This is a genomic window from Pseudomonas sp. GW456-12-1-14-TSB6 (assembly GCF_059424205.1).
This window is the reverse complement of record NZ_JBWKZE010000043.1, coordinates 19,478-45,090: the sequence shown is the minus strand read 5'-3', so window position 1 is coordinate 45,090 and position 25,613 is coordinate 19,478. Positions and strand designations below refer to the sequence as shown.

Genomic DNA, 25,613 nt, shown 5'->3' with positions numbered 1-25,613 from the left:
AGGCCACCCAGCCCTCCGGCAGCAGAACCGCCGCCACTGCCGCCGCCCAGCAGACCGCCGAGCAACCCGCCAAGCCCACCCGCTCCCCCGCCGGCCGACGCGCCACCTGGTTGTCCCGCCGAGGCCTGGCCTCGCAGCAGTTGTTCGAGCAGATCGCTGGTGTTCATGACGTCGTCCTCAGGCAAAGGGGTATGACTGCGTCAGGCAACGATAGCCCTCCTGATGCGTTGCGCCAGCACCGTTTGGCTGACGTGGCCCTGGGGCGAGTGATTCTCCAGAGAAATTTTTCCCCGGCCAGCTAATCTTCACGAATGGGTGAACCTTGACCCGGCCCGACCGGTCGATAGCTGCAACCCCGACCCGGTTGGTCGCCGCCCTTGCTGCCCGAGGGTTTACGCGGCTTGCTGCATTTTCTGGAGAACGCCTTCGTGATATCGACCGTCCACATCGCCAGGCTCAAGGCCTGGGGCGCCCATGGTTTCACCGCGACCGGCGTGGTCACCGCCTTCCTGGCCACCCTTGCCCTGCTGGAAAACCAGCCGATCCACTGCCTGATGTGGCTGGGCGTGGCGCTGATCGTCGACGGCCTCGACGGAGCGCTGGCGCGCAAGGTCAACGTGCAGTCGGTGTTGCCGAGTTTCGACGGATCGATCCTCGATCTGGTGATCGACTACCTGACCTACGTGTTCATCCCGGCGCTGTTCATCTATCGCTACATTCCCCTGCCCGACTACACCCTGCTGCTGACCGTGTCGCTGATTCTGGTGTCGTCGCTGTTCTGCTTCTGCAACGTCAACATGAAGAGCAAGGACAACTATTTCGTCGGTTTCCCCGCCGCCTGGAACGTGGTTGCCTTGTGTCTGTACATCATCGATCCGGGGCCGTGGCTCACCTTCCTGACGGTGATTGGCCTGGCGCTGCTGACCGTGACCCGCATGAAGTTCCTCCACCCGTTCCGGGTACGCCGGTTCATGCCGATCAACATTGCGGTGACGGCGATCTGGCTGTTGTGCAGCCTGTCGCTGGTGCTGAATCACCCGGTGATCAACCCGCTGGTGATGGGCTTGTGGTTGCTGGCGTCGGCATACTTCCTCGGCATCTGCATCTGGCGCACCGCGCTGGAGTGGTTTGACAGTGCGCATCTGAAATAGAAGCCCTGTCGCAATCCCTGCGGGATCGAGCAGGCTCGCTCCCGCAGTTGTTTTGCATGACGCTCAGCGTTTAGTGATGACCACCTCCAGATACTCGCTCGGCACCACCATCGATTCCGCCCCCGCCCGGTTCAGCCCGTCGATCAGTAGCGTCAGATCCGTCTCCAACGCCTGCCCACTCTCCGGCGGCAACGCCGCGAACGCCTTGTGTACCGGCCCGTACCAGTGGCGAAACACATCAATGAAATGCGCCGCCGAGCGATAGCGGAAGTTGAAGTGGCGCCGAGTCACCTGCAACTGAAACTGGCGATCGTCGAAATGCGAATGCAGCCAGGCTTCCGCGCCCCAGTTCGAGGGCGGTTGCGCAACGGGTGGCGGTGGCAGGTAGCGACCGAGGGTCTTGAACATCTGGCCGACGAAGCCTTCCGGCGTCCAGTTGGCCAGGCCGATCCGTCCGCCCCGGCGACAGACCCGCGCCAGCTCCTTGGCCGCTTTCGCCTGATCCGGGGCGAACATCACGCCGAAGGTCGACAGCACCGCATCGAAACTGGAATCGGCAAACGGCAGCGCTTCGGCATCGGCGACCTGAAAGGTCACCTCCAGATGCTCGGCGCGCGCCCGGTCCTGGCCGCGTTCCAGCAACGCCGCGACATAGTCGGTGGACGTCACCAGACAACCCCGGCGTGCCGCCGCCAGCGTGGCATTGCCGTTGCCGGCGGCGACATCCAGCACTTCTTCATCGCAACGCAGGTCGCAGGCTTCGGCGAGGGTTTCGCCGACGATCTGCAGCGTGGTGCCGATCACGGCGTAGTCGCCACTGGCCCAGGCGACTTTCTGGCGTTCCTTCAGGGCAGTGAGATCAATGGGGGTACTCATGAATGGGGGCTCCACGGCAGAGGGGTCAATCGGCGGTCGTCGGGTCGATGATGCTCGTCACCCGGGACACGCTGTTGGCCGGAAATCCCCCACGCTTTGCGTGTTCGCGCACCAGTTCCTCGTTGGGTGCGATGTACACGCAATAGATCTTGTCGGCAGTCACATAACTCTGCAGCCACTGCACCTCTGGCCCGAGTTCACGCAGCACGTTGCAGGACGTTTGCGATACGGCCTTGAGTTCTTGCTCCGATAGCTTTCCGGCTCCTGGAATCTCGCGTTCAATCACGAACTTCGGCATGGCAACCTCGCATTCTTTTTATGGATGTCAGAGCCGTTGGCGGCCCTGCTCGCCCACTATCGCGCGGGCGCTGTCCGGCGTCCCTGCCAATCGTCCGGAGAGCCCGTAAAACCGGGCATTGGCCGATGAATGGCGGGATTTTGTAAAGGCCCCGAAACACTGTCGGGGGGTTGCCAACGCGCCGGCTGATCGGCTCTCATGCAGGCCCTCACCGGAACGGAATTCGATCATGTCCTTGCGCTTCGAATGGCTCGCCGATCACCTGCAGCACAGCGACACTTACGCGGCGTGGATCCACCGCCAGTTTCACTACGAATATGCCGAGCAACCTTTGGCCGAATGGCAGCGCGAATTTGCCGAGGGCCAGACCAATGGCGACTGGCGTTGCCTGATTGCGCTGGACGGAGATCGACTGCTGGGCGGTGCGGCACTGGCTCGGGCGGATCTGGCCCTTCGACCGGATCTGGGGCCGTGGCTGGCCTGTGTGCTGGTCAGCCCCGAATCACGCGACCAGGGTCTGGCAGAAAGGCTGATCGAGGGAATTGCTGAGGAGGCGAGAAAACGGGGCCTGCCGCGTTTCTATCTGCACACCCAGAGCAAACAGGACTATTACGCCAAACGCGGCTGGACGGTGCTGGAGCGTTTTCACGCCTGGGGCAACGAACAATGGCTCATGGTGCGCGACCTGTGAGCCATTGAGTTTTGCGGTTTACGCAGCCGGCGCCTTGGCCTCTTTGAGCAGTTGCTGAATCATCTGCTCCTGCGCCTGATAACTGCCTTCGCCAAAGTGGGTGTAACGCACCTGCCCCTTGGCGTCGACCAGATAATGCGCCGGCCAGTACTGGTTATCGAAGTTGCGCCAGATCGCGTAGTTGTTGTCGATGGCTACCGGGTAGGTGATGCCGAGCTTCTTCACCTGATCCTTGACGTTGTCGATGATCCGCTCATAGCCGTATTCCGGGGTGTGCACACCGATCACCACCAGGCCGTCCTTGCCGTACTTCTTCTCCCACTCTTTGACGTACGGCAGGGTGTGCTGGCAGTTGATGCAGTCATACGTCCAGAAGTCCACCAGCACCACTTTGCCGCGCAGGGACTCAGCGGTCAGTTCCGGCGAGTTCAGCCATTGCACCGCACCGGACAGCGACGGCATCGCGCCTTTGCCCGCCTCGTCTTCAGTCGAGTCTGCACGGACTTTGCTGACGAAGTAGTCCACGACTTTCGGCACGTTCTCCAGCACGCTTTTCTCGACCGATGCCACGCCTTGGGACGAGGTATTGGCCAGCAGCACGTTGTCGGTACCGGTGGCGATCACCGCCGCCGTCGCCAGCACCGCAACACCCGCGCCGCGGCGGAACCAGCCAGTGAAAGGAATCGACGGTTTCAGTCGGTTGACCAGGCCGCGACCGGCGAAGATCAGCGTTCCCAGCGACAACGCACTGCCTGCGCCGTAGGCCAGCAGCAACAGGCTGGTCTGGGCGTTGGCGCCTTGCAGCATGGCACCGGTGAGGATCACGCCGAGGATCGGCCCGGCGCACGGCGCCCACAGCAGACCGGTGGCGACACCGATCATGATCGACGCCATGGGCCCGGTCTTTTTCCGGGCGTCGGGGTCGAGGCGATTGCCCAGCAGTACGAAGGGCCGGGCCAGCCAGTCACCGATGCGCGCGGAAATCAGCGACAGCGCAAACAGCACCATCACCGCCAGCGCAATGTGGCGACCGGTGTTGCTGGCCTCGATCACCCACTCGCTGCTGACCACCGCCAGGCTGGAGATCAGGGCAAAGGTCAGGGCCATGCCGCCGAGGGTCAGCAGGATCGAAGAACGGGTGCGGTCGGCACCGGCGAACAGAAACGGCACCACCGGCAGGATGCACGGGCTGAGGACAGTCAACAGACCGCCCAGGAAAGCGATGAGAAACATGAGGTTCACCTTTTGAATGAGGGGTGGTCTGTTGAGTGGTTCGGGGGGCGCCCGTTACGGGCAGCCCCCTTCAATCCTCAAACCGTCTGGCTGTCCAGCCATTGGCTTTGCGGCGTGCGGCTGGCACCGTTCTCGGCCAGCGTCTGGCCTTGCGGCGTACGGCTGGAGCCGTCGGCAGCCAATGTCTGGCCCTGTGGCGTACGGCTGGAGCCGTCGGCAGCCAATGTCTGGCCCTGTGGCGTGCGGCTGGAGCCGTCGGCAGCCAGTGTTTGGCCTTGTGGTGTGCGGCTGGCGCCGTCGGCGGCGATCAGGCCGTCGCTGCCCGGCTTGGCCACCGGGGCCAGTTGGAAGCAGGTGCTGCTGCCACAGCTGTTCTGTTCGACGGCAGCGTTGGCGTGGGCCGCGACGCCGGCGAGGGAGAAGGCAACAGCGGTCAGATAGCGCGATACGTTGTTCATGGCGATGTTCCTTTTATAGAGGTGGGTAATCAGTTGTCTTCGTTGCAGCCGTCGGCGAATTTGCGGTAGTCGAGCACCTGGGTCTTGCCGGCCGAGTCGAGGTAGGTCAGGCGGGCGTCGACGATGCCGCAGGTCATCGAGTTGTCCTGTTTCAGCGACACCACTTTCTGGATGTCCAGGTGGCTGCCGTAGGAGTAGGTTTGCGGAGTGACATCGGCTTCGGCGCGGGCCGACAGGGTGCAGATGTTCAGAGCGGCAAACAGGCAAGCGGCAGCGATCGATTTGGTCTTGGCGTTCATGGCGTTTTCCTCGGGGCTTCAATGGTTGAATCGTTGATTGGGCCGAGGCGTTCTGTGTGTGCCTCGATGGAGCTCATTTAAAGCTCGCGAGGTATCGCGCATGTGTCGGCAAATGCCGTGTATAAATCGCTACGTATCCGCGCCCGCCCGGGATACACAGCGATACAAAACCCTGTAAAAATCCGCTTTTTGCGTCGGTGTGTATCCGTCACAGCGCTGGATACACTGCAATACAAAGGCAGGCAGGCGGCCTCGCGCAGGCTCGATAGACTGCCCGGCAATCCCCTTTGATTGAGGTTTGGCCCCATGGAACATGTCGATCACATCCTGATCGTCGACGACGACCGCGAGATTCGCGAACTGGTCGGCAATTACCTGAAGAAGAACGGCCTGCGCACCACAGTAGTTGCCGATGGCCGGCAGATGCGCAGTTTTCTGGAAGCCAACACCGTCGACCTGATCGTGCTCGATATCATGATGCCCGGCGACGACGGCCTGCTGCTGTGCCGCGAATTGCGCTCGGGCAAACACAAGGCCACGCCGATCCTGATGCTCACCGCGCGCAATGATGAAACCGACCGCATCCTCGGCCTGGAAATGGGCGCCGATGACTACCTGACCAAACCCTTCGCCGCCCGCGAGCTGCTGGCGCGGATCAACGCCGTGCTGCGCCGCACGCGAATGCTGCCGCCGAATCTGGTGGTCACCGAAAGTGGCCGGCTGCTGGCGTTCGGCCGCTGGCAGCTCGACACCTCCGCCCGGCATCTGCTGGACAAGGACGGCACCATGGTCGCGCTGAGTGGCGCGGAATACCGTCTATTGCGCGTGTTCCTCGACCATCCGCAACGGGTGTTGAGCCGCGATCAATTGCTGAATCTGACCCAGGGCCGCGACGCCGATCTGTTCGACCGTTCCATCGATCTGCTGGTCAGCCGTCTGCGCCAGCGCCTGCTGGATGACGCCCGTGAACCGGCCTACATCAAGACCGTGCGCAGCGAAGGCTATGTGTTCTCGCTGCCGGTCGAAGTCCTCGGAGCCCCCGCATGAATCTCGCCCTGCGCTGGCCGCGCACCCTCGCCTCCCGCTTGTCGCTGATTTTCCTGATCGGCCTGATCCTCGCTCAGGCGCTGTCGTTCGGTGCGCAATATTACGAGCGCTACGAAAGCGCGAAGAACACCATGCTCGGCAACCTCGAAACCGACGTTTCGACCTCGATTGCCATCCTCGACCGACTGCCCGCCGAAGAGCGCCCGATGTGGCTCAAACGCCTGGCTCGCAAGAATTACGGCTATCTGCTGAGCGAAGGCGAACCGGGCACACCGCTGGATCCGCAGGACGTGCCGATTGCCGTCACCTCGATTACCGATGCAATTGGCGAGGCCTATCCGCTGACGTTCACCGATATTCCCGGCCCGAAAAAACACTTTCAGGGCCACCTGCGCCTGAGCGACGGCAGCCCGGTGACCATCGATGTGCGCCCGTCGATGGTGCCGCTGTCACCGTGGCTGCCGGTGGTGTTGCTCGGGCAACTGGCGCTGATGCTCGCCTGCACCTGGCTGGCGGTGCGCATCGCCATCCGCCCCCTCACCCGCCTCGCCAACGCCGTGGAAACCCTCGACCCCAACGCTCACCCGATCAACCTCGACGAAAAAGGCCCGAACGAAGTGGCCTACGCCGCCCGCGCCTTCAACTCGATGCAGGCGCGCATCGCCGCGTACCTGAAAGAGCGCATGCAACTGCTGGCGGCGATCTCCCACGACCTGCAAACCCCGATCACCCGCATGAAGCTGCGGGCGGAGTTCATGGACGATTCGGCCGAGAAAGACAAACTGTGGAACGACCTCGGCGAGATGGAACATCTGGTGCGCGAAGGCGTGGCCTATGCCCGCAGCATCCACGGCTCGACCGAGGAAAGCCGGCGCACCAACCTGGATTCGTTCCTCGACAGCCTGGTGTTCGACTATCAGGACATGGGCAAGCAAGTGCAGTTGAGCGGCAAGAGTGAGGCGGTCATCGACACCCGCCCCCACGCCTTGCGCCGGGTGCTGGTCAACCTGACCGACAACGCGTTGAAGTTCGCCGGCGCTGCCGAACTGCTGATTCAACGCGACAGGAACGGCCTCTCGATCAAGGTCATGGATCGCGGCCCGGGCATCGCCGAAGAAGAGCTGGCCCAGGTGATGGAGCCGTTCTACCGCGTGGAGAACTCACGCAACCGCAGCACCGGCGGCACCGGGCTGGGGCTGGCGATCGCCCAGCAACTGGCGCTGGCGCTGGGCGGTTCGCTGACGCTGAGCAATCGTGAAGGTGGCGGATTGTGTGCGGAGCTGAAATTGCCACTGAGCTGAGCGCCAGCGGTCGCTACTGTCAGATCTGACAGTAGCCGGCCGGGCAGAATTATTGTGGGATGACACCTCGCTCAGCCGTTGCGTGGTGATCCATGTCTCTGCTCGAAACTGTCAACCAGGCATGCCGGCGGCTCGCGCCGGGTGGCTGGCACTCGCTGTTGCTGGCCCATGGTCTGGACATTCTTGCGGTACCGCTCAAGGCCGAACTGCTCAAACCGCTGCGTATCGACCGGACTGTTCCCGGTTTCGAGGACTTTTGCCCGGCCGGCAATCGAGCGATCGAACCTTCCCGGCCCGCTCAGAGCCTGCTCTTTCATGCATTGGCGTCACCACGGGTCACGCGCGACGCGGGCGGTCAGCCCCTGCAAACGTATCCAACCCCAGCCGAAATCGAGGCGGTGCTGAACTATGTCTTCGGCGTCCAGCCGCCCACGCCCAAGGATTTACAGCGACAAGTCCAGGGCGAACCGCTGGCCGTGGCAGTGTTTGCCAGCGAATACCGTTGCGCCGCCGACACGGTGCATGGTGAGCACGCCGATCTGTGTTATTCGCGTACAGGCATTGCCCGTGTAGGCAATAGCAGCGAACTGTACTCCCCCGATCTGCGCTCATTCTTGCCCTTCGTTGAGAATGACGCCTATGGCATTCGCATAATGCCGGTGCATTACAGCGCCTATATCGCCGTGCAACGCCAAGGAAATCACGAACAGTTCGGCCCGATGGATGCTCAGCCAGACGTCGATCCCGCACTGAAATTCTGGGTGCCGATGCACAAGCTGTTCGATGGCAAGGAATGCCTTGCGGGACTGGATCTGGAGGTGAAATTCAAAGCTTTTCATATCAATGAAAAGATTCGCCACATCCATCTGCGTCACAGCGACACCGGCTGGCAAGAACCGGATATTTCCCAATACCCATTTGTCATCACCGATGGTCTGGCAACGCTGGAGGTGGAGCGCGGATCGGGGTCGAGTCTACTGTTGCCCCGGCCCAGACCCAGGCTCGCCGAGCAGGCCCATTACCGGGGCCAGTTGTTGTCATTCACGATGCCCAGGGACTCGGGAGGCATGATCCACGGTCGGTCAATGCTCCACGACGATGGCACGATCGAAGATCTGAACCACCGCGAGGGTGTCGCCGAGCTGGTGAGGCAAGGCGGCTATCGCGCCCTGCACCATCGGGACGGCACGGCCGACGGTTGTATCAGTGCGCACTGCACGTCGCTGGGGCATCTGCAGTCGATACCTGCCTATTCGATCATTGCCCCCCCGGATTTCTTTCCGTTTTGCCACCCGCGCCGCCTGATGCACTGGGCCAGCCAGGTGCCAGCCTTTACCGACCCGAACATCTGGCATGCCCGACTGCAGGCGTTATCGAATGTGCGCTATTGCCCCAACCTGGCCCTCAAGGGTCAACCGTTCTCCCCGGAGGATCGAGGAGTCACCGCGATAGTCGGCTTGCCGCACAAGCTTGGCTCAACGCCGTTGGCAGGCACACACCTTCCCGGTATTGATCGCCCTTCTACATTGCCGGACGGCGAAGCCGGGCTTTTCGCCCCCGGGTGGGGGGTGGGCCAGGTTCGCGAGCAGAGCCCGGACGGCAGCTGGATCAACCGTCTCGCCGGTTACCAGATGGCCAGCCCTTTTCCCGAGGATGCAAGAATCTGCGCAGCATTGGGCTCTTTCTGGCCAGGCCTGGCACCCGATTCCGCTCGCATATACGAACCACGCTCCAGCCTGCCCACCATCATCCCGTTGACCGATGCGGAAACCGGAACCGGCAACGTCGCCTGGGACAACCAGCCACCCCCGCAACTGATCCAGAATCAGGGTCGGATGTTCGTCCGCTATCGCGCCTACGAATACAGCGATTACACACAAGTCGCCCTTGAAAACAGATTCTCCCTGCAACAGACCGGCGCAATAACCCAGCAGGAATATCAAGACCGGGTGCTCTCGATGTACCGCGTGTACAACGTACTCGGTGCGGGAACCGACATGACCTTGCGTAATACGTGGCCGTTGCTGTCCTTCATCCGTGTGCAGCGCCCCGACCCGGAACTTGATTCGGCGCAACAGCAGGTCGGCATCGTGTTACGCGGTTGGGTCTTTCGCTTCCTGATATACAAACGTGGCACCGAAAGCATCCCTGTCGAAGACTTCAGATGGAGGGATGTGCAGGTCAAGCAACTGGTACGACTGTTTGTCAGCGCCGAAACGATACTGGTCAAACACGAAAACACCACGTGGCAGCTCGCCCTTGAAGCCCTTTGATGTCGTGGTGGTCGGCGGCGGTCCGGCGGGATCGGCGGCAGCGATCGGTTGCGCACAACGCGGTCTGCACGTGGCATTGATCGAGCGTCATGACTTCCCGCGATTTCGCCCCGGTGAAAGCCTGCATCCTGGCATTGAACCTGTTTTGCAGCAACTGGGCGTCGCCGGGCAACTGTGTGCGCAGGATGCGTTGCGCTTCAACGGGTACTGGGTGCAATGGAACGAGCCGTTGCGTTTCAACGGTTTCGGTAGTGACGACAAGGGTCCATGGCAAGGCTTTCAGATTCCCCGTGAAACGCTGGACACGACGTTATTGCAGCACGCCGCAGCGCTGGGAGTGATGGTGCGTCAGCCGTGTCGCGCACTCGCCGTCCTCAGCGAAAAGAACCGCGTGACCGGTGTGCGAACCGATTCAGGCCCGTTGCACGCCGCCTATGTGATCGATGCCAGCGGTGCGTCAGCCTGGCTGCATCGACAGCTGGGATTGACCGTCCGCCGCTGTTCGCCACGCCTGATTGCCCGCTACGGTTACGTCCGGGGTTGTCCACTCGCTTACCAACACGCACCGCACTTGTCGGCGGGCCCTGCTGGATGGACGTGGATCGCCAGGGTACAGGCGCAATTGACGCACTGGACGCATCTGGCATTCGAAGCGCCAAACCTTGGCCACCCAACCGTGCCGGAACCGCTGCAACATTTGCCCACGCAAGGCGCCATCCACGGCGCCGATGTGACGTGGCGCATCAGCACCGCAGCAGCCGGTGGCGGCTACTTCGTGGTCGGCGACGCGGCCAGTCAGCTTGACCCGGCGTCTTCCCATGGCGTGCTCAAGGCCTTGATGACCGGCATGCAAGCCGCGCAGGCGGTGTATGACTGCCTCGGGCAACCCTCTGTCCAAACGTCGGCTCAGCGGCAATACAAACAATGGCTGGGTGACTGGTTCGAGAAGGACATGGCACAACTGCGTCGCTTCTACCGCCTTCATCCTGATCCTCCACGCTGGCTGGCTGCTGACGACTGATTTCAGACAATGCCGATCACACCGTCCTCATGCATCTGGCGCAGCAACGCCAGTCCGCTGTCCATGAACGACGCAGTTCCGGGCAATCCCGCCTCCATCGCCAACCCTTGCAACTGCTCGCGACCGCTCAGCAACGGGAACTCGTCGATCCGCTGCAACAGCCGCCACGCCAATGGGCTCAACTCGGAAAACTTCACACTCCAGTCCGTCGTGCGCCGCACCAGCAACAGCGTCGGCTGGGCCGGCGGCGTGGCCGGTTGATGATCCGGCCCGAGCATCTGCACCGGCCAGGTGTACGCCAATGCCCAGGCCAGCGCCGAGACCTGCAACGGCCGCTCCAACAAGTGCGCCGGATTGCTCGCAGGCAAGGGTTCAGCGTCAGACTGCTGCAATACCATTTCCACCCATTCGTAATGCGCCAGTTCCACCAGAAACGCCGGCCAGTCACCCGCGCTCAATACAGCGGGCTCCGACGCCAGGTAACCGACAAACTCCTCGGCGATCTCGCCGAATTTCGGCGTCTGCGCCCGGTAGTCCCGCAGGAAGCCACGAATCAATGTGCGCCAGCGTTCCTGGCCGATGATCCGGATCAGCACAGGAAACGTGCTGCCCAGCAGTTGCGAGACGTTGTTGAACACAAGATCGCGATAGACATTGACCCGTGCCGCGTTCATGTCGGCGGGCGGCGCTTCATGCTCTGGATCGCGCAGGTAGCGGGTCAACGCCTGTTGTTGCCGCAGAAGATTATCCACGCGGGCCTCCTTCGATTTGCAGACGGCGAATGGTCTGCAGCTCGGCCACCAGTTCAGAGAACGCGGGGAAATTGAAATCCCGCTCCAGCAAGGTCGGCTGCGCGCCGAATCGGGCATAAGCGTCGGCCAGCAACGACCAGACCACCGGTTTGACCGAGGCGCCATGGGTGTCGATCTTCAGCGTGTCGGACTCGTCAAAGTGCCCAGCCACGTGCATCCCGACCACCCGGCCCGGCTCGATGGCGGCCAGGAACGTCTGCGGGTCGAAACCGTGGTTGATCGAGTTGACGTAAACGTTGTTCACGTCGAGAAGCAGGTCGCAATCGGCCTCGCGCAGCACGGCGTTGGTGAAGGTCACTTCGTCCATGTCCTGCCGGGGCGCGGCGTAGTAGGAAACGTTTTCCACCGCCAGCCGCCTGCCGAGAATGTCCTGGGCCTGGCGAATCCGCGCGGCGACGTGGTGCACCGCTTCTTCGGTGAACGGCAGCGGCAGCAGGTCGTAGAGGTGACCGTCGTCGCTGCAATAGCTCAGGTGTTCGCTGTACAGCGGCACCTTGTGCTGATCGAGAAAGGTTCGCACTTCCCGGAGAAAGCCCACGTCCAGCGGCGCCGAACCGCCGAGCGACAACGACAACCCGTGGCAGGACAACGGATAGCGCTCGGCCAGCTCGCGCAACGCGGCGCCATGGGCACCGCCGACGCCGATCCAGTTTTCCGGCGCCACTTCGAGAAAGTCGAAATCGCCGGTGCGCGCGGCCTGCAGGTCTTTCATCAGGCCGCGACGCAGGCCGAGCCCGACACTGGCCTGCAAGGTGGGGTGGGGAATCTGCATGGGCAAGATCTCTGCTGAGGAGCCGCCGGGCGTGGCGACTGACAGGTTCAGTAAAACCGGCGGGTGTATCGCGGCTGTGTGGGCAATGCGCGGGAAGTGGCGGGTTTTGTATCGGCGGCGGGTCTGTACACAGTGGGATACAGACACCGTCGCGATACACAACCCCGAAATCCACACAGCCCGCTCCCGCCGCCGCCAACAGCGGCTAGACTCAATCAGTACCCAGTCGAGGGGGACGCAGGACAGCAGTGTCGCCCTGCCCGTTTCCACGACCACCGCCCGGTGGTGAATGCCTCGACCCCCAACGCCACCGGACTGTGATCCTGTCAAAGGAGCACATGAAATGGACGAGGCCAGACTCAATGAATTCATGGGCAAACTGGTCAACGACATGGGCGGCGCGGCGATGCTGGCCAATGTCATTGTCGGCGAAGAACTCGGCCTCTATCGGGCAATGGCCGACAGCCAGCCGATCAGCCCCGAAACCCTCGCTGCAAAAACCACCTGCAACCCGCGACTGGTGCGCGAATGGCTGAGCGCCCACGCGGCGTCCGGCTACATGGAACACCACGACGGCAAATTTCGTCTGCCGGAAGAACAGGCGCTGGCCCTGGCCAAGGAGGATTCGCCGGTGTACGTGGCCGGCGGCTTGGGCGTGGTGGCGTCGTTTTTCCATGACAAAGACAAACTGGTCAAAGCCATGCGCGGCAACGGCGCCCTGCCCTGGGGCGATCACCATCCGTGCATGTTCACCGGCACCGAGCGCTTCTTCCGCCCCGGATACAAGGGGCATTTGATCGCCGAGTGGCTGCCGGCGCTGGACGGCGTGGTGGCCAAACTCGAAGAAGGCGCCAAGGTCGCCGACATCGGCTGTGGTCACGGTGCGTCCACGGTGATCATGGCCCAGGCCTATCCCAACTCGCGGTTCGTCGGCTTCGACTATCACGCACCTTCGATCACCGTCGCCACTCAACGGGCCGAAGAAGGCGGCGTCAGCAGTCGCGCGCGGTTCTTCCAGGGCACGGCGAAAAGCTATCCCGGCGATGACTATGACCTGATCTGCTATTTCGACTGCCTGCACGACATGGGCGACCCGGTCGGTGCGGCAAAGCATGCGTTTGAATCATTGAAAGACGACGGCACGGTGCTGCTGGTCGAGCCGTTTGCCAACGACACCCTGGACGAAAACATCACGCCGGTCGGGCGCTTGTTCTATGCCGCGTCAACGTTCATCTGCACGCCAAATTCGCTATCCCAGGAAGTGGGACTCGGCCTCGGTGCGCAGGCGGGCGAGTCGCGCTTGCGCAAAGTGTTTACCGAAGCGGGCTTCAAACACTTCCGGCGGGCGACGCAGACGCCGTTCAACCTGATTCTGGAGGCGCGCAAGTAACCTCGGGCAGCGGACGCCTCTGAAAAGAGGCGTCCGTCGGTGCTAACCTGCAAGGCACTTACAGCCTGCGGAGCGCTGATCATGCTCGACCGTCCCCTCCCCGACCCGCTCGACTCTCTGCAACAAATCATTGCCGATGGCGACTTCATTGTGCTGACCGGCGCCGGCATCAGTACGCCGTCGGGCATTCCGGACTACCGCGACAGCGACGGCGTACGCCGTGGCCGGCAGCCGATGATGTACCAGGAATTCCTCGCCGCCCCGCAATCGCGCCGGCGCTACTGGGCCCGGGCCATGCTCGGCTGGCCACGGGTGCGCCAGGCACGGCCGAACGCTGCCCATGAGGCGCTGGCCAGTCTGCAAAGCCACGGCCGGATCGGCGGCCTGATTACCCAGAACGTCGACACCCTGCACGATCAGGCCGGCAGTCGCGATGTCATCGAACTGCACGGCAGCCTGCACTGGGTGCTGTGTCTGGATTGCGGCCAGCGCAGCGAGCGGGACTCGATTCAGCAACTGATGGAAACGCAGAACCCGTATCTGGCGGGCGTCGATGCCGTGCAGGCACCGGACGGCGATACTCTGCTCGATCCGGCCTTCGAGGCGCGCTTTCAGGTGCCGCATTGCCCGCATTGCGCAGGCGAGCGGATGAAACCGGACGTGGTGTTTTTTGGCGAGAACGTGGCACAGCCGACGGCGGCGCGGGCCATGGCGCTGGCGGAAAATGCCGCCGGGATGCTGGTGGTCGGTTCGTCGCTGATGGCGTATTCGGCGTTTCGCCTGTGCCGGGTGATTGCGGATCGGGGCAAGCCGCTGATTGCGATCAATCTGGGGAAGACGCGGGCGGATGAGTTGCTGGATTTGAAGATTGAAGCGTCGTGCGAACAGTTGCTGCCGCTACTGGCACAACGCCTCAATGCTCAGCCTTAAGGATGTCGAACAACGCCTGCGCCGCCGCCGACAATTCATTCCCGGAATCAGTCAACACGCCAATCGCCCGCTCCACCACCGGCTCGTGCAAGGTCAGGCAATGCGCGCCCAACTCGCGCATCTGCCCGGCACACAAGGCCGGCACCGCACTGACGCCCAGCCCGCTCGCCACCATCCGCCCGACCGTCGCCAGTTGATGGCTTTCAAATTCCACCGGCAGTTTCATGCCTCGAGCCTGCAAGTGTTCCTCCAGCATCACCCGCACCGTGGACGGTCGTTGCAGGGTGATGAACGGCTCCTGCAGCAAGGTCTGCCAATCAATGTCGCTACGGTTCGCCAGCGGCGAATCCTGCGGCACCACGGCGACGAAGCGATCGCGGTAAAGCGGCGTGAACGTCAGCGAGGTGTTCTGCATCGGCTCGAAGGCCACGCCGAGTTCGACCTGACGATCACGGACCATTTCCAGCACTTGCTCGTTGATCACGTCGTTGACCGTGACGTTGACGTTCGGATACCGCGCGCGGAAGGTCTTGAGGATCGGCGGCAGCAGATTGCCGGCAAACGACGGCATCGCCGCCAGCGTCACCCGCCCGCGTTGCAGGCTGAAGCGCTGGCGCATCTCGTCCTCGGCGTTGTCCCAGTCGGCGATCAGGCGCCGGGCCAGCGGCAGCAGCGATTCCCCTTCCGGGGTCAGCGCCACATTGCGCGTGTTGCGACTGAACAGGCGCCCGCCCAGGCCTTCTTCCAGCGCCTTGATGGTCAGGCTCAACGCCGATTGCGACAGGTGCAGGCGCTCGCAGGCCACGGCGAAGCTCAGGCTCTGGGCGACGGCGAGAAAGGCGCGGATCTGCTTGATGGTCATGAACGCTATGCTTCCCTATCAGAGTCTTGATCGTTCCCACGTCGAGGCGTCGAACCGTCTGCGTGGTAACGCAGCCCGTGACGCTCCGCGTCACTGGGACGCAGAGCGTCCCCGGAGGCGTTCCCACGCGGAGCATGGGAAAGATCAACGAAGCCAATTATTGAGCTTTATCAATCAATCAACCTTAAAAATCAACTTAACAAATATATCCTTGAGCGCGACACTCCAGTCATTCGGCTAGCCAGCCGCCCGACAAACAATAAAAGAGGTGCATATGGCAGGTTTCGACAAGCGCGTGTATTCCTACGAGGAAGCCATGGCAGGTCTTGAAGACGGCATGACCGTGATCGCCGGCGGCTTCGGCCTGTGCGGCATTCCGGAAAACCTGATCGCCGAGATCAAGCGCAAGGGCACCCGCGACCTCACCGTCGTCTCCAACAACTGCGGCGTGGATGGCTTCGGCCTCGGCGTGCTGCTGACCGACCGCCAGATCAGCAAGGTGGTCGCCTCCTACGTCGGCGAAAACAAACTGTTCGAAGAGCAACTGCTCAAAGGCGACATCGAAGTCGTCCTGACCCCGCAAGGCACCCTCGCCGAGAAAATGCGCGCAGGCGGTGCCGGCATTCCGGCGTTCTTCACCGCCACTGGCGTCGGCACCCCGGTCGCCGAAGGCAAGGAAGTGCGTGAATTCCACGGTCGCAAGTACCTGATGGAAGAATCCATCACCGGCGACTTCGCCATCGTCAAAGGCTGGAAAGCCGACCACTTCGGCAACGTCATCTATCGCCACACCGCCCAGAACTTCAACCCGCTGGCCGCCACCGCCGGCAAGATCACCGTGGTCGAAGTAGAAGAAATCGTCGAACCCGGCGAGCTGGATCCGGCACACATCCACACGCCCGGCATCTACGTCGACCGGGTCATTTGCGGCACGTTCGAAAAACGCATCGAACAACGCACCATCCGCAAATAATCCAGGCTGACGGAGAACAAGAACATGGCACTTACCCGCGAACAAATGGCTCAACGCGTCGCCCGCGAAATGCAGGACGGCTACTACGTGAACCTCGGTATCGGCATCCCGACCCTGGTCGCCAACTACATCCCCGAAGGCATGGAAGTCATGCTGCAATCGGAAAACGGCCTGCTCGGCATGGGCCCTTTCCCGACTGAAGACACCATCGACGCCGACATGATCAACGCCGGTAAACAAACCGTGACCGCCCGTATCGGCGCGTCGATCTTCAACTCCGCCGAGTCCTTTGCGATGATCCGCGGCGGCCACGTCGACCTGACCGTGCTCGGCGCCTTCGAAGTCGACGTACAAGGCAACATCGCCTCGTGGATGATCCCCGGCAAACTGGTCAAGGGCATGGGCGGCGCGATGGACCTCGTAGCCAGCGCCGACAACATCATCGTCATCATGACCCACGCGTCCAAGGACGGTGAGTCCAAGTTGCTGAGCCAGTGCAGCCTGCCGCTGACCGGCGCCGGGTGCATCAAGCGCGTCCTGACTGACCTGGCCTACCTGGAAATCGAAAATGGCGCTTTTGTCCTCAAGGAACGCGCACCTGGCGTCAGCGTCGAGGAAATCGTCGCCAAAACCGCTGGTAAGCTGATCGTCCCGGATCACGTACCAGAAATGCAGTTCGCTGCCGAGTGAGGAATTCGAAAATGCAAGACGTCGTCATTGTTGCCGCCACGCGTACCGCGATCGGCAGTTTCCAGGGATCGCTGGCCAGCGTCTCCGCCGTGGATCTGGGCGCAGCGGTCATCCGCCAGTTGCTTGAGCAGACCGGTCTGGACGGTGCCCAGGTCGATGAAGTGATCATGGGCCAAGTGCTGACCGCCGGCGCCGGCCAGAACCCGGCGCGCCAGTCGGCGATCAAGGCCGGTCTGCCCCACGCCGTACCGGCCATGACCCTGAACAAGGTCTGTGGCTCGGGCCTCAAGGCCCTGCACCTCGGCGCTCAGGCGATCCGTTGCGGCGACGCGGACGTGATCATCGCCGGTGGCCAGGAAAACATGAGCTTGGCCAACTATGTAATGCCGGGCGCGCGCACCGGTCTGCGGATGGGTCACGCACAAATCGTCGACACCATGATCAGCGATGGCCTGTGGGATGCGTTCAACGATTACCACATGGGCATCACCGCCGAGAATCTGGTCGAGAAATACGAGATCAGCCGCGAACAGCAAGACGCCTTCGCTGCCGCGTCGCAACAGAAAGCCGCCGCCGCCATCGAGGCCGGTCGTTTTGTCGATGAAATCACCCCGATCCTGATCCCGCAGCGCAAAGGCGATCCGGTGGCGTTCAAGGTCGACGAGCAGCCACGCGGCGACACCACCGCCGAATCCCTGGCCAAACTGCGTCCGGCCTTCAAGAAGGACGGCAGCGTCACCGCCGGCAACGCTTCTTCGCTGAACGACGGCGCGGCTGCCGTGATCCTGATGAGCGCCGAAAAAGCCAAGGCCCTGGGCCTGCCGGTGCTGGCGAAAATCGCCGCCTACGCCAACGCCGGCGTCGACCCGGCGATCATGGGCATCGGCCCGGTTTCCGCCACTCGCCGCTGCCTGGACAAGGCCGGCTGGAGCATCGGCCAACTCGACCTGATCGAAGCCAACGAAGCCTTCGCCGCACAGTCCCTGGCGGTGGCCAAGGATCTGCAATGGGATCTGGACAAGGTCAACGTCAACGGCGGCGCCATTGCCCTCGGTCACCCGATCGGTGCGTCGGGCTGCCGTGTGCTGGTGACCTTGCTGCACGAAATGATCAAGCGTGATGCGAAAAAGGGTCTGGCGACCCTGTGCATCGGCGGCGGTCAGGGCGTGGCCCTGGCACTGGAACGCGCTTAAGCGCAAAAGAGGTTCAACAGCGGGCGGCGGATCCACGACATCCACTGCCCGTTGGCAACAAACCCGGTACGACTCACGTCGCACCGGGTATTTTTTTGCCCGGACGTCAGGCGAACTTCACCAGATTCAGCACCGGCAACGGCCCGCCCGGGAACTGCACCAGCCGCGCGCCCACGCTCAATTCGCCCAGATCGATACCGAAGAAGCCGAGCTGATCGATCAGCGCACCCACTTCCGCCTTGGCCTGCGCATCATCCCCGGACAGGAACAACACGCGCTTGCCACCCTCCGACGCCGGATCCGCTTCCAGCAAGCGTGCCAGCAAATGGTTGAACGCTTTGACCACCCGCGCACCCGGCACCCACTCGGCGAACACTTCGCTGGAAGGTCGACCCTGCAAGTCCACCGGTTTGAACGATGGCGCTTCAATCGAGTTGTTGGCGTCGATGACGATCCGCCCGCCAAAGTCCGGCAGCCCGGCCAGTGCCATCGGCAGTTTCGACCAGTTCACCGCGACCAGCACGATGTCCTGGGCCGCCGCTTCTTCACGGGTAACGGCACGGGCAGTCGGGCCGAGTTCTGCGACCAGTTCAGCCAGGGTCTCCGGCCCGCGACTGTTGGCGATGACCAACGGGATGCCCTGACGCGACAAGGCTTTGGCAAACGCTGAACCGATGGCGCCAGCGCCGATGATTCCGATAGTGCTCATGGTGTTCTCCTCAAAGTGGGGTAAGACTCGAAACGAATCTTGCGCTTGCCATTCCCACTTGATTAGCCGGTAATGCCTTGAATGATCTTCAAGTATCACTATCAGGTCGAAATCCATGGAAACCCTCGCCAATCTCGAATCCTTCGTTCGCAGCGCCGAGACCGGCAGCTTCTCTGCTGCTGCGCGGTTGCTGGCGCTGACTCCGGCGGCGGTCAGTCGCAACGTGGCGATTCTTGAACGCAACCTCGGCGTACGGCTGTTTCAACGCTCGACCCGCAAGCTGTCGCTGACCGAGGCTGGTGAAGGTTTTCTGGCGAGCATCGGCGGCAACCTCGACGCCTTGCAGGCAGCGATTGCGACGGTGGCGACCGAGCGCGGCGAGCCGGCGGGCGTGCTCAAGATCAGCCTGCCTCCGACGTTCGGCATCGATCACATGCTGCCGCTGCTGCCGGAGTTTCTGGCGCGCTATCCGCTGATTCGCCCGGAATGGCACTTCGAGAATCGTCAGGTGGATCTGATCGCCGAGGGTTATGACGTGGCGATTGGCGGCGGGTTCGAACTGACGCCCGGCGTGGTCGCCCGGCCATTGTCGTCCGCCGAAGTGCTGGCGGTGGCGTCGCCGGCGTATCTGGCGGGCCGCACACTGCCGCGACATCCGGCCGATCTCGCCGATCACCACGGCATCGTCATGCGCGGCCTGCGCACCGGGCGCCTGCGCCAATGGCAGATGCACAACGAAGCCGGCGAACAGGCCAGCGCCCTGCTCAACCCGAACATCGTGCTGAATGATCCGATGGCCATGCGCAAGGCTGCGCTGCTGGGCTTGGGCGTGACGATGCTGGTGCTGCCCGATGTCAGCGCGCAGATCGAACGCGGTGAACTGGTGCGGCTGTTACCCGACTGGCAATGCGATGCCGGCGCGATTTCGCTGTACTACCCCAGCCGTACCTTGCTGCCGGCCAAGACCCGGGTGTTCATTGATTTTGTAGTCGAAGCGTTTGGCTCATGATCGTAATGATCGCCCCACGCTTCACGCATGATCGTTCCCACGCTCCGCGTGGGAATGCAGCCCGGGACGCTCTGCGTCCCATTGGAGCGCGGAGTGTCGGGCCGATCACACCGGCTACGCGGCCAGTTGCAGAATCAACCAGGCATTCGCCCCGCTGATCACCACAAACAATCCCCACGCGAGAACCTTGGTCGGCAACCGGTTCACAAACGGCCCCATCAGCCGTTTGTCGTTGGTCATGCGAATCAGCGGATACAGCGCAAACGGCAATTGCAGGCTCAGCACTACCTGGCTCAGCACCAGCAACTTGCCCACCGCGCCGTCGCCCATCAGCCACACGCCGATGAACGCCGGAATCAGCGCCAGCCCACGGGTAATCAGGCGTCGCTGCCAGCAAGGGATTCGCAGTTTCAGATAGCCTTCCATGATCACTTGCCCGGCGATGGTGCCGGTGAAGGTCGAACTCTGCCCCGAAGCCAGCAGCGCCACGCCGAACAGCACACTGGCCAGCGCGCCGCCCACCAGCGGATCGAGCAAGTGATAGGCGTCCTGGATGTCGACCACGTCGGTGTGCCCGGACTGATGAAAGGCTGCCGCCGCGAGAATCAGGATCGCCGCGTTGACCAATAACGCCAGCGCCAGTGAACCGATGGTGTCGATGCGCGCCAGTTTCACCGCGTCCTGCTTGCTGGCCAGATCCTTGCCGATCAGCCGTGTCTGCACGATCGAGGTGTGCAGGTACAGGTTGTGCGGCATCACCGTGGCACCGAGGATGCCGATGGCCAGGTACAACGGCGCGGCATCGCTGATCGCCGACAGTGAGGGTTTGAAGCCTTGGGCGACGTCCGGCCAGTACGGTTTGATCAGCAGCAGCTCGACGAAGAAACACGCGCCGATGGTGCCCACCAGCACCAGCATGATCGCCTCCAGCCGGCGGAAACCGCGGTTTTGCAGGGCCAACACCAGCAGCGTATCGAATGCGGTCAGCGCGATGCCGAACGTCAGCGAACAACCCAGCAACAAGTGAAACGCCAGTGCGCAACCAAGCACTTCTGCCAGGTCAGTGGCGATGATCGAGATTTCCGCCAGCACCCATTGCAGCCGCGCCGTCGGAGTGCTGTAGCGTTCGCGGGAAAGCTGCGCCAGATCGCGCCCGGTGGCGATGCCCAGCCGCGAGCACAGGCATTGCACGACCATGCCCGCCAGACTCGCCAGCAACACCACGAACAGCAAGCTGTAACCGAAACGCGAACCGGCCTCGATGGCGGTGGCCCAGTTGCCCGGATCCATGTAGCCGATCGACACCAGCAAACCGGGGCCGGCAAAGCGCAGCACGCGTTTGAAGAACGAGGCGTTGGGATCGACCGGGACACTTCCGGCCACTTCCGGCGGGCAGAACGGCGCCGTGGCGATTTTGGGCAAGCTGAACTTCACAAACACATCCAGAAACAAGTCGAAAGGCGCAGCTTAGACGTTTCAGTCGGCAGGCCCAAGCGCCGATGTGCTGCGTTCAGGGTTGGGCAGTACCCAGCAATTGCCGGCGCAGTTCGGGATTGCGTGTGCGTGGATCCAGCCAGATGTTGAAAAAAGCCTGGGCGAACAACGGGTCGTTGATTTCGTGCTGCAACTGTTGGCCAACAAAGAACCGCGCGCCCTGCCCCGGCAGATACACCCCCGTGATCCGCGTGCCGGCCTGCACGTCGACGAACGATTGCTGCATCTGGGCCTGCCACACCGCCAGTTGCGCAGGACTGATGGAGGCGCCTGCCAGGCGTTTGATCTCGTCGACGCTGGCCTTGACCAAATCTTCGCGGGACACGCTGCGCCGGTAGATCAGCTCCAGGGCGAAGGGCTGACCATCGGCCAATGGACGCGCGGCGCTCCACAACCGGGCGTTGTAAACGTCGAAACCGAAAATGCTGAAATCGCCGGTGCCAATGATTTGCGCACCGGGCACCACGTCTTGCCAACTGGCCCAGGTGGGTGTCAGCAACAAGGCCCACAAGCCGATCCCGCAGCATCCACGCAACAACTTCGGTGTACTGCTCATTGCGGCATCGACTCCGGTAAACCCTGATACCCAAAGCATAGTCGGCAATCGCACCCATGTTTTTGTATACATGTTTTGCATGCATATGCAGCAATCCGTGAACCACAATGCTAACGTGGCCCTCATTGACCCGACGGAGACACCTGCGTGCTGATCCTCAAACTGCTGCTGATTCCCGGTTTCCTGCTGCTGATTTCCCTCGCGGGCAAGCGCTGGGGCCCCAGCGTCGCCGGGTGGCTGTCGGGATTGCCGGTGGTGGTCGGGCCGATCCTGTTTTTCCTCGCCATCGAGCAAGGGCCGGCGTTTGCCGCGCAATCGGCGGTCGCGGCGCTGTCGGCCATGTTTGCGATGATCGCGTTTTGTGTCACTTATGCGCAGGTGGCGCAGCGGGCGAACTGGCCGCTGGCATTGATAGTTTCTTTATCGGTCTGGGCCGTGCTGGCGCTGATTCTGTCGCTGATTCCGGCCTCGTTGCCTTTCTCGATTGCCGCCGCTGCAACAGCCCTTCTTGCCGCGCCGTACCTGTTCCCCAAGGTGCAACCGGTGGTCAGCGGCCCGGCGCCGAAGTCGGACAAGCTGGTCTGGCGGATGATCGCCGGGGCCGCGCTAACGCTGGTGGTGACAATGCTGGCCAGCACCGTCGGCGAACGCTGGAGCGGTCTGCTCGCGGTGTTCCCGGTGTTGGGCAGCGTGATGGCGGTGTTCTCCCAGCAGACCCGTGGCCCGACGTTTACCGCCGCGTTGTTGCAGGCGACGGCGACGGGGATGTATTCGTTTTCGGCGTTTTGTCTGGTGCTGGCTCTGACGGTTCCCAATCTGGGTTTCGGTGGTTTCGTGGTGGCCGTGGCCGTTTCGGTGGCGATGCTGGGCGTCACTCGGCAGCTGTTGGCCAAACCGACGCCGGCGCCATCGCCGAACTGAACCCGACCGGACAAACCGCGCTGGAGTGCCAGGCACCCTCCATGGGATGATCGCCGCCCAAGCGCGACCCATCCCTCGGAGATTCGAATGTCATTGCTTTGCAAGAAAGCCGCCGTCCTGTTGTTGGCGGCGGTGGCCGGTTTCGGCGCCATCAATGCTCAAGCGGCCAAGGCCAAAGAGAAGGCTGTCACCGAGAAGGTCTCGATGCTCGACGGCAAATTCAGTTTTGTCCTTCCCAAGGGCTTTGTCGCCGACCCTCTGCCCGCCGGCCCGACCGGTGCCAAAGGCACGATGTACACCAACCAGACGACAAAGACCGTGGTCATCGCCGCCGAAAACCAGATTCCCGAAGGCAACAACGTCAAGGACAACGACAGTGCGTTCCTCGACGGCACGGTGTCCGACTTCATCGACGCCCAGCGCAAGGCCCTGCCGGACTTCAACAAGCTCAGCGAAAAGAGCCTGACCCAGAAAGGCAACGGCCTGGGCCTGCGCCAAGTCGACAGCACCGCCACCCAGGGCGGCGGCCAGACCCTCAACACCACGTTGCTGGCCGGTTCCGGCACGCGCATGGCGCTGGTCCAGGTGATTTCCCGGGCCAGCGACAAGAGCGGTCACGAGGCGCTGGTGAAAACCATCCTCAAGGAAAAATGATCTTCACGGGTTGAGTTGCTGCAACCAGTCGTTCAAATCCCGAAGCTCGGCCGCGCTGATGCTGTGGCCGACGCCGGGATAGGCATGAAATTGCGTTTTGTACGACAGCTTCTGCAACAACGCATCGGCTTCGGTGCCACCGCTGTACGGCACCCGGTCATCCGCCGTGCCGTGGCCGATGAAGATTTCCAGCGGCGGATGCTGTTGCTCCGACTTCAGCTCGCTCTTGAGCACCGGCAACACCCGCCCGCTCAACGCCGCGATGCCACCCACCGCCGCAGGCTGCCGCAACCCGACCTCGTAGGTCATCATCGCGCCCTGGCTGAAACCGATCAGGTACACCTTCTCCGGTTGCGCGTGATATTTCTGCGCCGCAGCGGCGATAAAGGCTCGCAGTTTCTGGCTGCTGGCCTTCAGATCATCAGTCTCGCCGTTGTAGGCACCTTCGCCTTTCTTGCGAAACCACTGGAAACGCCCTTCTCCCAACGCCATCGGTGCCTGCACCGACAGGTAGTTGTACTGCTGGGGCAGTTGAAATTTCATACCGATCAAGTCTGCTTCATTGCTGCCATAGCCATGCAGGAAAATCACCAGCGGACGCTGTTCAGCGTCCGGGTGCACCTGGGCCAGGTAGTTGAGCGGCAGATCGTTTTGCAGCGAGGTCTGAGCCTGAACGGCAGTGGACGCCAGCAGCGTCAACAGCGCAAACACCTTCAACATAAGCCTTCCTTCACACAGTGCAGGGTTCGGGGCAGAGCCTAACACTGTGATCCGGAGGATGGGGTGTCAGTCGTTGATCAGCTTCCCGACTCGAATCGGCTCACGCCCCGCCACTTTCGCCTGCCAGATCCCCGGCTGGGTGTAGCGTCCGCGATCGATGGCGAACAACACGCCGCTGGTGCCGGCGCGAACGGTGGTCACGCGGTCGTTCAGCGGATCGACCACTTCGAACAGCGCACCGCCACGCTCGACCCACTCACCGGCATCGCGCAGGAAACTCACCACGCCGTGGTGCGGGGCGAACAGGTATTCGGTGCCTTCGAACGGCATGCCTTCGCAGCATTCGTCCGGCGCTTTCGGCCATTCGCCGCTGATGAAACCCTGCTCGGCGAGAAAGCCCAGGATCGCCTCGCAATTGGCCTGAGCCTGATCGACGCGGGTGTCGCCCATGCTGCCCAGTTCCAGGGTGGTGGCGAGGTTGGCCGGCGGAATCGCCGCGTTCGGGAAGGCCCGGGCCAGGCGCAACCACGGCGACGAGCAGGATTCATCGAACGAACTGCCGCCGGAGTCTTCACACAACAGCGCCACGCCAGCCTTCAGGCGTGCGGCGAGGGATTTCCACTGTGGCCAGTGTTGCGGCAAGGCGTAGATATGAATCGCCGCGTCGAAATCGCAATGCAGATCGAGGGTGATATCGGCCTCGCAGGCGTGGCGCAGCAACAGTCGGTGCAACGCTTCCAGTTGCGAAGCCGGGGCTGGCAATTCATCGAGCACCTGACCCATGGTCTGGCGGATCAACGTGATATTGGCTTCGGCATCGCTGCCCAACTGATGCCCGATGCGCTCGGCCACCGGCGCGCTGAGTTCGACGAAGGAGCGGTTGAAATTCTTGCCGCTGCCCAGCTCGAAACGCCCCATGTGACTGCCTTGCAGGTGCTGATCGAGGCCGATCGGGTTGGCCACCGGCACCAGTTCGATCACGCCTTGCAACTGGCCGTTGCTCTCCAGCTCGGCCAGGCGTTTTTTCAGTTCCCACGCGGTGCGCATGCCCGGCAGTTCATCGGCGTGCAGGCTGGCCTGGATGTAGACCTTGCGCGGGCCGGCGCCGTAACGGAACACGCTCAGAGAACGTTCGCTGCCCAGGTGGCTCCAGGGCAGAAGATGGTCGATGCGTTGCATGGGGAACTCCGGGAATTCTGTGGTCGTTGCCGGGGCAATGACTGCATTGAAAATGTGCTGACAGGATAAATCACGGGCGAAAAAAAAGTGGCCACCGCGTC

27 protein-coding genes and 1 pseudogene are annotated in these 25,613 nt (G+C 62.4%); 14 read left to right on the top strand and 14 right to left on the bottom strand.

Annotated features, from left to right (window positions below):
* Positions 1–167: pseudogene (locus AC07Y2_RS26920) on the bottom strand (DUF533 domain-containing protein); the annotation flags it as partial.
* Positions 168–428: 261 nt separating this feature from the next.
* Between AC07Y2_RS26920 and pcsA the strand changes: the two are divergent.
* Positions 429–1,151 (top strand): phosphatidylcholine synthase, encoded by a 723-nt coding sequence (gene pcsA, locus AC07Y2_RS26915; protein ID WP_039767868.1) that lies wholly within the window; start codon positions 429–431, stop codon positions 1,149–1,151.
* Positions 1,152–1,214: 63 nt separating this feature from the next.
* Here pcsA and AC07Y2_RS26910 read toward each other — a convergent pair whose 3' ends face one another.
* Positions 1,215–2,027: a class I SAM-dependent methyltransferase gene (locus AC07Y2_RS26910; RefSeq protein WP_103387128.1), complete on the bottom strand. Its 813-nt coding sequence runs from the start codon at positions 2,025–2,027 to the stop codon at positions 1,215–1,217.
* Positions 2,028–2,052: 25 nt separating this feature from the next.
* On the bottom strand, positions 2,053–2,325 hold the full coding sequence (locus AC07Y2_RS26905) for a DUF4242 domain-containing protein (protein ID WP_007957179.1): 273 nt from the start codon (positions 2,323–2,325) through the stop codon (positions 2,053–2,055).
* A gap of 229 nt (positions 2,326–2,554) precedes the next feature.
* On the opposite strand from AC07Y2_RS26905, the gene AC07Y2_RS26900 reads away from it, so the two are divergent.
* Positions 2,555–3,016 carry a GNAT family N-acetyltransferase gene (locus AC07Y2_RS26900; protein ID WP_103387127.1) on the top strand — a complete coding sequence of 154 codons (462 nt, stop codon included), beginning with the start codon at positions 2,555–2,557 and terminating at the stop codon, positions 3,014–3,016.
* An 18-nt stretch (positions 3,017–3,034) separates the two neighbouring features.
* Here AC07Y2_RS26900 and AC07Y2_RS26895 read toward each other — a convergent pair whose 3' ends face one another.
* From AC07Y2_RS26895 to AC07Y2_RS26885, 3 genes are all read right to left on the bottom strand, one after another.
* Positions 3,035–4,249 (bottom strand): cytochrome c biogenesis protein DipZ, encoded by a 1,215-nt coding sequence (locus AC07Y2_RS26895; protein WP_085648853.1) that lies wholly within the window; start codon positions 4,247–4,249, stop codon positions 3,035–3,037.
* Positions 4,250–4,326: 77 nt separating this feature from the next.
* Entirely contained in the window at positions 4,327–4,707 is a 381-nt protein-coding gene (locus AC07Y2_RS26890; protein ID WP_103387126.1) for a hypothetical protein, read from the bottom strand.
* Between the two features lie 29 nt (positions 4,708–4,736).
* Positions 4,737–5,006 carry a DUF2790 domain-containing protein gene (locus AC07Y2_RS26885; RefSeq protein ID WP_039767844.1) on the bottom strand — a complete coding sequence of 90 codons (270 nt, stop codon included), beginning with the start codon at positions 5,004–5,006 and terminating at the stop codon, positions 4,737–4,739.
* Positions 5,007–5,312: 306 nt separating this feature from the next.
* Here AC07Y2_RS26885 and AC07Y2_RS26880 point away from each other — a divergent pair, with 306 nt between their 5' ends.
* The 4 genes from AC07Y2_RS26880 to AC07Y2_RS26865 all read left to right on the top strand — a co-directional run bounded on the left by AC07Y2_RS26880 (position 5,313) and on the right by AC07Y2_RS26865 (position 10,648).
* Positions 5,313–6,053: a response regulator gene (locus AC07Y2_RS26880; protein ID WP_011333526.1), complete on the top strand. Its 741-nt coding sequence runs from the start codon at positions 5,313–5,315 to the stop codon at positions 6,051–6,053.
* Positions 6,050–7,354, top strand: coding sequence for an ATP-binding protein (locus tag AC07Y2_RS26875; RefSeq protein WP_103387125.1), 1,305 nt, complete (start codon positions 6,050–6,052; stop codon positions 7,352–7,354). Before AC07Y2_RS26880 ends, AC07Y2_RS26875 begins: the two co-directional genes overlap by 4 nt.
* Positions 7,355–7,446: 92 nt before the next feature.
* Positions 7,447–9,627 (top strand): hypothetical protein, encoded by a 2,181-nt coding sequence (locus AC07Y2_RS26870; RefSeq protein ID WP_103387124.1) that lies wholly within the window; start codon positions 7,447–7,449, stop codon positions 9,625–9,627.
* Positions 9,614–10,648, top strand: a complete 1,035-nt coding sequence (locus AC07Y2_RS26865) for an NAD(P)/FAD-dependent oxidoreductase (protein ID WP_103387123.1) — start codon at positions 9,614–9,616, stop codon at positions 10,646–10,648. The genes AC07Y2_RS26870 and AC07Y2_RS26865 overlap by 14 nt, the downstream gene beginning before the upstream one ends.
* A gap of 2 nt (positions 10,649–10,650) precedes the next feature.
* Here AC07Y2_RS26865 and AC07Y2_RS26860 read toward each other — a convergent pair whose 3' ends face one another.
* The gene (locus AC07Y2_RS26860) at positions 10,651–11,400 is read right to left on the bottom strand and encodes an HvfC family RiPP maturation protein (RefSeq protein ID WP_074687796.1); all 750 of its coding nucleotides are present in this window, start codon (positions 11,398–11,400) and stop codon (positions 10,651–10,653) included.
* Positions 11,393–12,232 carry an HvfB family MNIO-type RiPP peptide maturase gene (locus AC07Y2_RS26855; protein WP_103387122.1) on the bottom strand — a complete coding sequence of 280 codons (840 nt, stop codon included), beginning with the start codon at positions 12,230–12,232 and terminating at the stop codon, positions 11,393–11,395. Before AC07Y2_RS26855 ends, AC07Y2_RS26860 begins: the two co-directional genes overlap by 8 nt.
* A 343-nt stretch (positions 12,233–12,575) precedes the next feature.
* Between AC07Y2_RS26855 and AC07Y2_RS26850 the strand changes: the two genes are divergently transcribed.
* Together AC07Y2_RS26850 and AC07Y2_RS26845 are read left to right on the top strand one after the other, a co-directional pair.
* Positions 12,576–13,622 carry a class I SAM-dependent methyltransferase gene (locus AC07Y2_RS26850; RefSeq protein WP_103387120.1) on the top strand — a complete coding sequence of 349 codons (1,047 nt, stop codon included), beginning with the start codon at positions 12,576–12,578 and terminating at the stop codon, positions 13,620–13,622.
* Positions 13,623–13,703: 81 nt separating this feature from the next.
* Positions 13,704–14,552: an NAD-dependent protein deacetylase gene (locus AC07Y2_RS26845; RefSeq protein ID WP_103387119.1), complete on the top strand. Its 849-nt coding sequence runs from the start codon at positions 13,704–13,706 to the stop codon at positions 14,550–14,552.
* Here the strand turns inward: AC07Y2_RS26845 and AC07Y2_RS26840 are convergent.
* A complete protein-coding gene (locus AC07Y2_RS26840) occupies positions 14,536–15,414 on the bottom strand; it encodes a LysR family transcriptional regulator (protein ID WP_103387118.1) in 879 nt (292 codons plus the stop codon). The two genes, AC07Y2_RS26845 and AC07Y2_RS26840, sit on opposite strands and share 17 nt — an antisense overlap.
* A gap of 274 nt (positions 15,415–15,688) precedes the next feature.
* Between AC07Y2_RS26840 and AC07Y2_RS26835 the strand changes: the two genes are divergently transcribed.
* Genes AC07Y2_RS26835 through AC07Y2_RS26825 form a run of 3 tightly spaced genes read left to right on the top strand, consistent with a single transcriptional unit; the run spans position 15,689 to position 18,270 of the window.
* Positions 15,689–16,387: a CoA transferase subunit A gene (locus tag AC07Y2_RS26835; RefSeq protein WP_007956274.1), complete on the top strand. Its 699-nt coding sequence runs from the start codon at positions 15,689–15,691 to the stop codon at positions 16,385–16,387.
* A 24-nt stretch (positions 16,388–16,411) separates the two neighbouring features.
* The gene (locus AC07Y2_RS26830; protein WP_039767826.1) at positions 16,412–17,077 is read left to right on the top strand and encodes a CoA transferase subunit B; all 666 of its coding nucleotides are present in this window, start codon (positions 16,412–16,414) and stop codon (positions 17,075–17,077) included.
* An 11-nt stretch (positions 17,078–17,088) separates the two neighbouring features.
* The gene (locus tag AC07Y2_RS26825; protein ID WP_039767824.1) at positions 17,089–18,270 is read left to right on the top strand and encodes an acetyl-CoA C-acetyltransferase; all 1,182 of its coding nucleotides are present in this window, start codon (positions 17,089–17,091) and stop codon (positions 18,268–18,270) included.
* Positions 18,271–18,376: 106 nt separating this feature from the next.
* Here AC07Y2_RS26825 and AC07Y2_RS26820 read toward each other — a convergent pair whose 3' ends face one another.
* Positions 18,377–18,979 carry an NADPH-dependent F420 reductase gene (locus tag AC07Y2_RS26820; RefSeq protein ID WP_074687792.1) on the bottom strand — a complete coding sequence of 201 codons (603 nt, stop codon included), beginning with the start codon at positions 18,977–18,979 and terminating at the stop codon, positions 18,377–18,379.
* 115 nt (positions 18,980–19,094) lie between these two features.
* Between AC07Y2_RS26820 and AC07Y2_RS26815 the strand changes: the two genes are divergently transcribed.
* Positions 19,095–19,988, top strand: coding sequence for a LysR family transcriptional regulator (locus tag AC07Y2_RS26815; RefSeq protein ID WP_103387117.1), 894 nt, complete (start codon positions 19,095–19,097; stop codon positions 19,986–19,988).
* Positions 19,989–20,102: 114 nt separating this feature from the next.
* On the opposite strand, the gene AC07Y2_RS26810 is transcribed toward AC07Y2_RS26815, so the two are convergent.
* Entirely contained in the window at positions 20,103–21,422 is a 1,320-nt protein-coding gene (locus AC07Y2_RS26810; protein WP_103387129.1) for an Nramp family divalent metal transporter, read from the bottom strand.
* A 76-nt stretch (positions 21,423–21,498) separates the two neighbouring features.
* Positions 21,499–22,038: a chalcone isomerase family protein gene (locus AC07Y2_RS26805; RefSeq protein ID WP_039767821.1), complete on the bottom strand. Its 540-nt coding sequence runs from the start codon at positions 22,036–22,038 to the stop codon at positions 21,499–21,501.
* A gap of 147 nt (positions 22,039–22,185) precedes the next feature.
* Here AC07Y2_RS26805 and AC07Y2_RS26800 point away from each other — a divergent pair, with 147 nt between their 5' ends.
* Positions 22,186–22,959: a hypothetical protein gene (locus tag AC07Y2_RS26800; protein ID WP_103387116.1), complete on the top strand. Its 774-nt coding sequence runs from the start codon at positions 22,186–22,188 to the stop codon at positions 22,957–22,959.
* Between the two features lie 87 nt (positions 22,960–23,046).
* Positions 23,047–23,613, top strand: coding sequence for a DcrB/PsbP domain-containing protein (locus tag AC07Y2_RS26795; RefSeq protein WP_064595309.1), 567 nt, complete (start codon positions 23,047–23,049; stop codon positions 23,611–23,613).
* A 3-nt stretch (positions 23,614–23,616) separates the two neighbouring features.
* Here the strand turns inward: AC07Y2_RS26795 and AC07Y2_RS26790 are convergent, their stop codons facing one another.
* Positions 23,617–24,333 carry an alpha/beta hydrolase gene (locus AC07Y2_RS26790; RefSeq protein WP_103387115.1) on the bottom strand — a complete coding sequence of 239 codons (717 nt, stop codon included), beginning with the start codon at positions 24,331–24,333 and terminating at the stop codon, positions 23,617–23,619.
* A 66-nt stretch (positions 24,334–24,399) separates the two neighbouring features.
* Positions 24,400–25,512 (bottom strand): succinylglutamate desuccinylase/aspartoacylase family protein, encoded by a 1,113-nt coding sequence (locus AC07Y2_RS26785; protein ID WP_103387114.1) that lies wholly within the window; start codon positions 25,510–25,512, stop codon positions 24,400–24,402.
* Positions 25,513–25,613 lie beyond the last annotated feature (101 nt).